9 protein-coding genes are annotated in these 9,394 nt (G+C 43.9%); all 9 read left to right on the top strand.

The genetic code is table 11. The features are described 5' to 3' along the window. Positions 1 to 110 precede the first annotated feature (110 nt). Positions 111 to 803 (top strand): ABC transporter ATP-binding protein, encoded by a 693-nt coding sequence (locus tag N4310_RS06015; RefSeq protein WP_420832903.1) that lies wholly within the window; start codon positions 111 to 113, stop codon positions 801 to 803. Then, the gene (locus N4310_RS06010) at positions 766 to 2,064 is read left to right on the top strand and encodes an ABC transporter permease (protein ID WP_338092446.1); all 1,299 of its coding nucleotides are present in this window, start codon (positions 766 to 768) and stop codon (positions 2,062 to 2,064) included. Before N4310_RS06015 ends, N4310_RS06010 begins: the two co-directional genes overlap by 38 nt. A gap of 219 nt (positions 2,065 to 2,283) precedes the next feature. Beyond that, positions 2,284 to 3,330 carry a BMP family lipoprotein gene (locus tag N4310_RS06005; protein ID WP_262092462.1) on the top strand — a complete coding sequence of 349 codons (1,047 nt, stop codon included), beginning with the start codon at positions 2,284 to 2,286 and terminating at the stop codon, positions 3,328 to 3,330. A gap of 207 nt (positions 3,331 to 3,537) precedes the next feature. Continuing rightward, complete coding sequence (deoC, locus tag N4310_RS06000) at positions 3,538 to 4,200, top strand: deoxyribose-phosphate aldolase (protein ID WP_160332275.1); 663 nt, start codon at positions 3,538 to 3,540, stop codon at positions 4,198 to 4,200. Next, entirely contained in the window at positions 4,187 to 4,576 is a 390-nt protein-coding gene (locus N4310_RS05995; RefSeq protein ID WP_160332276.1) for a cytidine deaminase, read from the top strand. The genes deoC and N4310_RS05995 overlap by 14 nt, the downstream gene beginning before the upstream one ends. Positions 4,577 to 4,600: 24 nt before the next feature. Further along, positions 4,601 to 5,656 (top strand): BMP family lipoprotein, encoded by a 1,056-nt coding sequence (locus N4310_RS05990; RefSeq protein WP_262092461.1) that lies wholly within the window; start codon positions 4,601 to 4,603, stop codon positions 5,654 to 5,656. A gap of 32 nt (positions 5,657 to 5,688) precedes the next feature. Beyond that, entirely contained in the window at positions 5,689 to 7,224 is a 1,536-nt protein-coding gene (locus N4310_RS05985) for an ABC transporter ATP-binding protein (protein ID WP_262092460.1), read from the top strand. Beyond that, complete coding sequence (locus N4310_RS05980) at positions 7,217 to 8,278, top strand: ABC transporter permease (protein ID WP_160332279.1); 1,062 nt, start codon at positions 7,217 to 7,219, stop codon at positions 8,276 to 8,278. The genes N4310_RS05985 and N4310_RS05980 overlap by 8 nt, the downstream gene beginning before the upstream one ends. Continuing rightward, a complete protein-coding gene (locus N4310_RS05975; RefSeq protein WP_160332280.1) occupies positions 8,275 to 9,231 on the top strand; it encodes an ABC transporter permease in 957 nt (318 codons plus the stop codon). Before N4310_RS05980 ends, N4310_RS05975 begins: the two co-directional genes overlap by 4 nt. Positions 9,232 to 9,394 lie beyond the last annotated feature (163 nt).

The following is a 9,394-nucleotide window of genomic DNA, read 5'->3' as shown; positions in this document are numbered from 1 at the left end:
CATTTTTATGAAATTGATGATGAGGAGTCAGAATCCTGACATTATTTTCAAAAAGAATAAGCAACGGGAATGATTCTTATAAGATGTTGGTTTTGCCTTAAAAGGAGATTGTGATGTTGTTAGAAATAAAAGATGTTCATAAAGTGTATACAGGGACCTCGAACGCTAGTGAGCAAGCCCTAAAGGGAGTCAATCTCCAATTGGAAGAAAACAAGCTGGTGGTGATTTATGGTCCATCCGGTTGTGGTAAGACCAGTCTGTTAAACATTATTAGTGGTCTGGACTCAGATTATCAGGGGGAGGTTCTCTTTAAAAATCAGCGTTTGGGTGAGTTATCTCCAGATGAGTTGACCCTTTTCCGAAAAGAGAATATTGGTTTTGTTTTTCAAAATTTTAATGTCATTGCCCATCAATCTGTTTTAGAAAATGTAAAGTTGCCGCTGCGTTTATACGGCTTAAGGGAACAAGAAATGAATGCGATTGGAGAGCGGTATCTGGAGCAGTTGGGGATGTTGGCCTTTAAAGCGAAAAATGTTCAGGAATTATCTGGAGGGCAGCGGCAACGAGTGGCGATTGCCCGAGCCTTGGTTAATACTCCAGACTTAATTGTGGCGGATGAGCCGACGGGGTCTTTGGATTCCAAATCCCAAGCAGCAGTTTTAGAGATTTTTAAACAATTGCAGACATTGGGGAAAACAATCATTATTGTGAGCCATAATCCAGAAGTTGCGGATTATGCAGACATCATTATCAGGATGAAGGACGGTGAGATCATTGAGAAAACAGAAAAGTCAGAGAAATAGTTTTACATGGCGGAGCAAGCTGCGTTTGGCCTGGTCTAATTTTTTAGAACGGCGTTGGCGAAATTTTATGATTGCGGCAGCGACTTCTATCGGCTTTATCGGGATTTTACTTGCTTTTGGTCTAGGAAACGCAGTTGTTGATCTAATTCATCGGGAAACCAATCAGGGCCAATTACCAGCTCAGATCCAGGTGTCCTTGAATGCTCAAACAACTGGTGGTGGGGTTTTGAATCAATCTGATATTGATTTTATCTATGAGCTGGTGGGCAAAGACCAGATCAAGTATCTAGAAAGTCCCTTTTCAACCTTGATTCAAACAGCTAGTATTGAAGGGAACCAGCTGGATCTCAGTCAGTCTCTACCCAATTATGCTCAGCTGGTCAGTCTTTATACAAATAGTGAGATTGCAGTCCCTGCTAATACAGAGGGAAATCTCCTTGCTGGGAATCCCTATAAGGATCCGTCTGAAGAGGGGATAACGGTTCCAATCACCTTTATCGAGGATTTTAATCGCGAGACCAAAAGTAGTTACACGGCAGAGAGTTTGATAGGAAAAGAAGTTCAATTAGTCATCCTGGAGAATACCGAGAAAGGGAGTCATACAGCAACTGTTTCAGTGAAGATTAGCAGGGTTCTGACAGATGAGTTGGCAGATAGCAATAGTTATATGGCGCCAGTGACACTGGAAAAAATCCTGCAGCAACATCAGTTTGTACGCCTGAAGCCTTATGTAATTTTTGAGCTGCGGGATCCAAGTACAACAGAGGCCGTTGTGGAAAGTCTGAAGGAAAATAAAAAATATACTGTGCTGTCGCAACAAGAGGTACTTGGTTTGGTGATCCAGTTTATTCGGGTGATTCAGGGATTATTGGTTGTCCTGTCTTTCCAAGCGGTGGTTGTTTCTACTATTATGATTGGGATTATCGTTTATATTAATATCATGCAACGATCTAGGGAGATTGGGGTTATGAAGGCGGTTGGTTATTTGAACCGGGATGTTCAGTCAATTTTTCTCTATGAATCCCTCATCATTACCTTCCTGTCCTTAGTGGTGGCCTTCCTAGTTTCTCAAGTTATTGGAAGTATCGCCAATGTAGTTGTTCGTCATTTTTATCCTAGTATTACCAAGGTCTTTTTCTTAGACCTGCAGTCGATTCTGATGATGATTGGGTTAGGTTTGGTCTTGGGTTACCTATCCGCCTATTTCCCAACCAAAAAAATTAGTCAATTAGATCCGGTTGTTTCATTGAGGTATGAATAGGATGAAAATTAGAGGAGGAGTCGGTTTTGCCGGCTTCTTTTTTGAGAAAAAAGGAAACAACAGTTGCATATAAGAGAAATGGCCCTGAAAAACATTCGGGATTCAAACGCTTTCGTGAAAGTTTACAGAAAAGTTTTTGATTTTTCACGAATGAATCTAGTCAAAATGATTTTTCTGTGCTATACTGTCAACTGTATGTAAAAAACGGAGGTTAGTGCTTTGAATAAGAAGCCGATTCTTGCGGTTGCAGGCCTAGCAGTGGCATCACTGGGACTGGTTGCTTGTGGTCAGCGAGAAAACACAGAAAATTCAGAAGCCAAGGTAAAAGCTAGTTTGGTTACTAGCGTTGGTGGCGTGGATGATAAATCTTTTAACCAGTCTGCCTGGGAAGGTTTAGAGGCATGGGGTAAGGCCCAAGGTCTTAGCCAGGGTAATGGTTATGATTATTACCAATCCGATTCGGAGTCGGATTACACCAATAATTTTGAGCAGGCCGCTTCGAGCGGAAGTAATTTGATTATTGGAATTGGTTACATTGTCAAAAATGCAGTTGAGCAGGCTGCCAAGGATCATCCAGATGTGAATTATGTTATTTTGGATGAAGTGATTGAAGGTCAAAAGAATGTAACTAGTGCAACATTTGCGGATCAAGAAGCAGCTTACTTAGCGGGGGTTGCAGCAGCTAAGACCAGTCAGTCGAAGAAGATTGGTTTTATCGGCGGAATTGAATCTGAAGTTGTGAAACGGTTTGAAAAGGGCTTTGAAGCAGGGATTCATTCGGTGGATCCGGATATCAAGGTTCAGGTAGATTATGCAGGTTCCTTTACGGATGCCTCTAAAGGGAAATCCTTGGCACAGGCTCAATATGCGAGTGGTGTGGACGTGATTTACCAAGCAGCAGGTGGAAGTGGAGCCGGAGTCTTCAAAGAAGCGAAAGATTTAAATGAAACACGTGATGAAGCTGACAAGGTTTGGGTCATCGGTGTGGATCAGGATCAATCAGCTGATGGAGAATTTACTTCCAAGGATGGGAAAAAAGCAAACTTTGTTTTGACTTCCACAATCAAGGAAGTTGGAGCAGCTCTGAAAGATATTGCAGATAAGACCAGTCAAGGGAACTTCCCTGGAAACCAGACAGCTGTCTATGGTTTGAAAGTGGGAGGTGTGAACCTCGTGACAGGTCAACTTTCCTCAGATGCCAAAGCAGCCGTTTCAACAGCTAAAGAAGATATTATTGCGGGACGTTTGACCGTTCCAGAAAAATAATCTTTTTGGTGTGGACGTAGGTTTTGAAGTTTTTCTTTAAAACCTTAGCCGCTTTTGTATTCGTAAGAGGTTGAGAAATCAACCTCTTTTTTTGCAAAATAAGCGCCCAAAAAACTTGAAGGGAGGTGGTCAATGACCGCTAAAAAATGATAAAATAGAGGGAGTAAAATGTAACCGCATTTCCTGCCAAAAGAATAGGAGAAAAGCATGAAACTGAACAAATACATTGACCACACACTTCTCAAAGCAGATGCTCAAAAAGCTGCGATTTTACAGTTGATTCAAGAGGCTAAAGACTATGATTTTGCGAGTGTTTGTTTGAATCCAAGCTGGGTCGCGCTGGCTGCGGAGGAGCTGGCTGGAACAGATGTTAAAGTCTGTACCGTTATCGGTTTCCCTCTTGGAGCAACAACTCCTGCTACAAAAGCGTTCGAAACGGCAGAAGCTGTTAAAAATGGCGCTGATGAAGTGGATATGGTCATGAATATTGCGGCCCTAAAAGATGGTGATGATGCAACTGTTCTACAGGACATCCAAGCAGTTGTGGAGGCCAGTGGTGATGCCTTGGTTAAGGTTATCATTGAAACAGCCTTGTTGACAGACGAAGAAAAAGAGCGTGCTTCTCGCCTAACAGTTGAAGCAGGCGCTGATTTCGTGAAGACGTCTACAGGATTTTCAACAGCTGGTGCCAATGTGGCGGATCTTGAATTGATGCGTCGTGCAGTTGGACCAGAGTTTGGTGTCAAAGCAGCTGGTGGAGCGCGTTCTTATGAAGATGCTGTTGCTTTTGTGGAAGCAGGAGCAACTCGAATTGGAACTTCTGCTGGTGTGGCCATTATGAAGGGTGAGGTTGTGAATGGAGGCTATTGATCCAATTCAGCTGGCCATGAAAACAGCTAACCAGGCTTACGTTCCCTACTCCCATTTCCCCATTGGAGCTGTCCTTGTTGCCAAGGATGGCCAGGTTTTTACCGGAGTTAACATTGAAAATGCGAGCTTTGGCTTAACCAACTGTGGGGAGAGAACCGCTATTTTTAAGGCCGTTTCAGAGGGAGTAACTGACTTCTCTGCTCTCTACATTTATGGAGAGACGCAAGCCCCGGTGTCACCGTGTGGAGCTTGCCGGCAAGTGATGGCGGAATTTTTTGAAATGGAAGTACCCATTACCTTAATTGCCAAGGATGGTTCAACAAAGACCATGACGATGGCAGAATTGCTACCTTATTCTTTCCAAAATTTAAATTAATTGATTCAAATAAAGGAGATTGTAATGAAGTCAAATAAAATTGTAGCCCTTGGTGCAGCCTCTCTTGCAGTAGTTGCTTTAGCAGCTTGTTCAAACCGTAGTGCGAATCGTTCCGAGTCAGATGCTGATTCGATTCGTGTAGCCTATGTTACGGATACAGGTGGGGTTGATGATCACTCTTTCAACGAATCTGCTTGGACAGGTTTGAAGGCTTGGGGTGAGGAAAATAAATTAGAACAAAATCAGGGCTATACTTATTATCAGTCTGAAAATGAATCTGACTTCACCAACAATTTCCAACAAGCCATTACAGAAGGCTATGACATGGTTGCAGGTGCAGGCTTTGCCCTAGCGACATCCTTGGAAGAAGTCGCTAAAAACAATCCAGATACAAAATTTGTAATGGTGGACAGCGTGATTGATTTGGACAACGTTGCTTCTGCAACCTTTGCCGATCAAGAGGCAGCTTACCTAGCAGGTGTTGCTGCTGCTAAAAATACAAAATCAAAGCAAGTTGGTTTCATTGGTGGTGTTGAAAGTGAAGTTATCACACGCTTTGAAAAAGGGTTTGAAGCTGGTGTGAAATCTGTCGACCCATCGATCAAAGTCCAAGTGGACTATGCAGGCTCTTTTAATGATGCTGCCAAAGGTAAAACAATTGCTGCAGCTCAATATGCGGCAGGTGCAGATGTGATCTTCCACGCATCAGGTAAGACTGGTGATGGACTTTTGAATGAAGCCATTACGCGGAACGAAAAACTTGCTGCAGATTCTGATGAAAAAGTTTGGGTCATCGGTGTAGATAGTGACCAAGCCCCTCAAGGTGGTTACAAAGACAAGGATGGGAAAGAAGCCAATGTTGTCTTGACTTCAACCTTGAAAGAAGTTGGAAACACCATTAAAGACATGGCCAATAAATTGCAAGAAGACAAGTTCCCTGGTGGAACAACCACTGCCTATGACCTAAAATCAGGTGGTGTTGAAGTCACTTACGATAACTTGAACGATGAAACCAAAAAAGCTGTTGAAGAAGCAAAACAAGCGATTATCGACGGCAAAGTAACCGTTCCTGAAAAATAATAAGCGGAGACGTTGGAAAGGACAAACGGAATATGGCGAATGAACATGTCATCGAGATGCGCGACATCACCAAAAAATTTGGGGATTTTGTTGCCAACGACCATATTAATCTTCAACTCCGGAAGGGCGAAATTCATGCCCTTCTAGGAGAAAACGGGGCAGGAAAATCCACTTTGATGAATATGCTGGCAGGTTTGCTAGAGCCAACCAGCGGTGAGATCGCGGTCAATGGCCAGGTTGTTCAATTGGATTCTCCTTCTAAAGCAGCTTCTCTTGGAATCGGGATGGTCCACCAACACTTTATGTTGGTGGAGGCCTTCACGGTTGCTGAAAACATCATCTTGGGAAGTGAAGTGACCAAAAATGGTGTCTTAGATATTAAAGAAGCAACTAAGGAAATCAAAGCATTGTCCGAACGGTACGGTCTGGCAGTCGATCCAGCAGCTAAGATCGAAGATATCTCAGTAGGAATGCAGCAGCGGGTTGAAATTCTAAAGACTCTTTACCGAGGTGCAGATATCCTTATCTTTGACGAACCGACCGCGGTTTTGACCCCTTCTGAAATTCAAGAGTTGGTTGAAATTATGAAGAGTTTGGTTAAAGAAGGGAAATCCTTGATTTTGATCACCCATAAATTGGACGAAATCAGGGCTGTTGCCGATCGCGTGACCGTTATTCGTCGTGGTAAGAGTATCGAAACGGTTGAAATTGCTGGGGCTAGTAATCAGGATTTGGCTGAAATGATGGTCGGCCGTTCGGTTTCCTTCAAAACAGACAAGGTTAAGGCTCAACCACAAGAAACGGTTCTATCTATTAAAGATCTGGTGGTTTTGGAGAATCGTGGTGTTCCTGCGGTTAAAAACCTCAATCTGGATGTTCGTGCTGGTGAGATTGTCGGGATTGCCGGAATTGATGGCAATGGTCAGACAGAGCTGATTCAGGCCATCACTGGATTACGGAAGGTTAAGTCGGGAATGATTACTCTAAAAGGCCAAAATATTGTCGGGGCTAGCCCACGGACAATCACGGAAATGCAGGTTGGACACGTGCCGGAGGATCGCCATCGTGATGGTCTGGTTCTGCAATTATCGATTTCTGAAAATATTGCCCTGCAAACCTATTACAAGGAACCAATGAGTTCTAAGGGAATTTTGAACTATACCAATATTTACCAACATGCGCGTAAATTGATGGATGAGTTTGATGTTCGGGCTGCCAGTGAATATGTCCCCGCTAAAGCCTTGTCTGGAGGAAACCAGCAGAAGGCGATTATTGCGCGGGAAGTGGATCGGGACCCAGATTTACTCATCGTTAGTCAACCGACCCGTGGTTTGGATGTTGGTGCGATTGAGTATATTCACAAACGTCTGATTGAGGAGCGGGATAAAGGGAAGGCCATTTTGGTTGTTTCCTTTGAGCTGGATGAGATTTTGAATGTTTCAGATCGCATTGCGGTTATTCATGATGGTAAAATTCAGGGTGAATTGGATCCTGAAACCACTAACAAACAGGAGCTTGGAATCTTGATGGCTGGTGGAGAATTGAAGAAGGAGGAAGGAAATGTCTAAGAAAATTCAAGGTGCAGCTGTTCCCCTAATTTCAGTTCTCTTGGGGATTGTCCTTGGAGCCATTATCATGTGGATTTTTGGCTACGATGCTATTTGGGGATATGAAGCTCTTTTTGCAACAGCTTTTGGTTCTCTGCGTTCGATTGGAGAAATCTTCCGGGCTATGGGACCTTTGACCTTGATTGGTCTTGGTTTTGCGGTAGCTAGCCGTGCAGGTTTCTTTAACGTCGGTTTGGCGGGACAAGCCTTGGCTGGTTGGATTGCAGCAGCATCCTTTGCTCTTCTCAATCCAGACCTGCCACGCCTGGTTATGATTCCGGCTACCATTATCATTGCCATGTTTGCTGGGGGAATCATTGGTTCGATTCCAGGAATTTTGCGGGCCTACTTGGGAACAAGTGAGGTTATCGTAACCATCATGATGAACTATATTGTTCTCTATGTTGGAAATGCGCTTATTCACCAATTGCCTCAGTCTGTGATGCAAAGTACCGACTCTAGTAAGCCAGTGGGAATGGCTGCGAGCTACCAAACAGAATGGCTGCGGGCTCTGACCAGTAACTCACGGATGAACATTGGGATTTTCTTTGCCCTGATTGCAGTCTTTGCGATTTGGTTCCTCTTGAAAAAAACCACTCTTGGTTTTGAAATTCGCTCTGTTGGTCTCAACCCTCATGCCAGTGAGTATGCGGGGATGTCTTCCAAACGAATTATCATTATTTCGATGATTATCTCCGGTGCGCTTGCGGGTCTGGGAGGAGCTGTTGAAGGGCTTGGAACCTTTCAGAATGTCTACATTCAAGGAAGCTCCCTCTCGATTGGCTTTAACGGGATGGCAGTATCGCTGTTAGCCAATAATTCGCCAATTGGAATTATCTTTGCGGCCTTCCTCTTTGCTGTCCTACAAGTTGGGGCGCCAGGTATGAATGCGGCGTCAATTCCGCCAGAACTGGTTAACATTGTGACAGCATCGATTATCTTCTTCGTTGGAATTCATTATGTCATTGAAAAATTCCTTGAATCAAAAGCAAAAAAGGAGGGGCAAGCTAAATGAATCTCGAAACCCTATTAGCCTTATTAGTGTCTTCCATGCTGATTTATTCAGCCCCTCTCATTTTTACTTCTATCGGTGGAAGTTTCTCTGAGCATGCTGGGATTGTCAATGTCGGTTTGGAAGGAATCATGGTTGTTGGTGCCTTTTCAGCAGTTGTTTTCAACCTTGAGACAGCTTCCGTTTTTGGAGAGGCAACTCCCTGGTTGGCTCTTCTAGTTGGAGGTTTGGCGGGTGTGCTCTTCTCCCTCCTCCATGCTGTAGCGACTGTCCATTTCCGTGCAGACCATGTTGTTAGTGGTACGGTGCTGAACCTGATGGCTCCTGCCTTGACAGTATTCTTGGTTAAAGTTCTGTACAACAAAGGGCAGACGGATAATATTCAAGAGTCCTTTGGACGTTTTGATTTCCCAATCTTGTCGGATATTCCGTTTATCGGCGAAATCTTTTTCAAAAACACGTCGATTATGGGGTATGTGGCCATTGCGGTTTCCTTCCTGGCTTGGTTTGTGATGTTTAAGACCAAGTTTGGTCTCCGCCTCCGTTCCGTTGGTGAACATCCACAGGCGGCTGATACTCTTGGGATCAATGTTTACATGATGCGGTATGCGGGTGTAATGATTTCTGGTTTCCTTGGTGGTGTTGGAGGTGCGGTTTATGCCCAATCGATTTCGGTTAATTTCTCCATTTCAACTATTGTCGGACCAGGATTTATCGCGCTTGCAGCGATGATCTTCGGGAAGTGGAATCCAGTTGGGGCCATGTTCTCCAGCCTCTTCTTTGGATTGTCCCAAAGTTTGGCGGTTATTGGGAGCCAGTTGCCACTCTTTGACAAGGTTCCGGCCGTTTACCTACAGATTGCTCCTTACGTCTTGACGATCGTTGTCCTTGCGGTCTTCTTCGGAAAAGCCGTTGCGCCGAAGGCAGTCGGAGTCAATTATATTAAGTCTAAATAAATGTTAAAGTTTCCTGGTGTCGCCAGGAAACTTTTTTGCCAAAATAGAGTATACTGTTACGCAGAGGTGAATTTGAATGAAAAAAGGGTTCTATAATAAGTTGTGTGGAAAGCTTGCTCTCCATGCAACTTTTTTTGTAATTCAGAGTGCAAAAAAAAGCAAT

This window comes from Streptococcus danieliae, from assembly GCF_025447695.1.
Lineage (GTDB): Bacteria > Bacillota > Bacilli > Lactobacillales > Streptococcaceae > Streptococcus > Streptococcus danieliae.
Note: the sequence above shows the minus strand (reverse complement) of the source record. Positions and strands in the feature narration are given on the sequence as shown.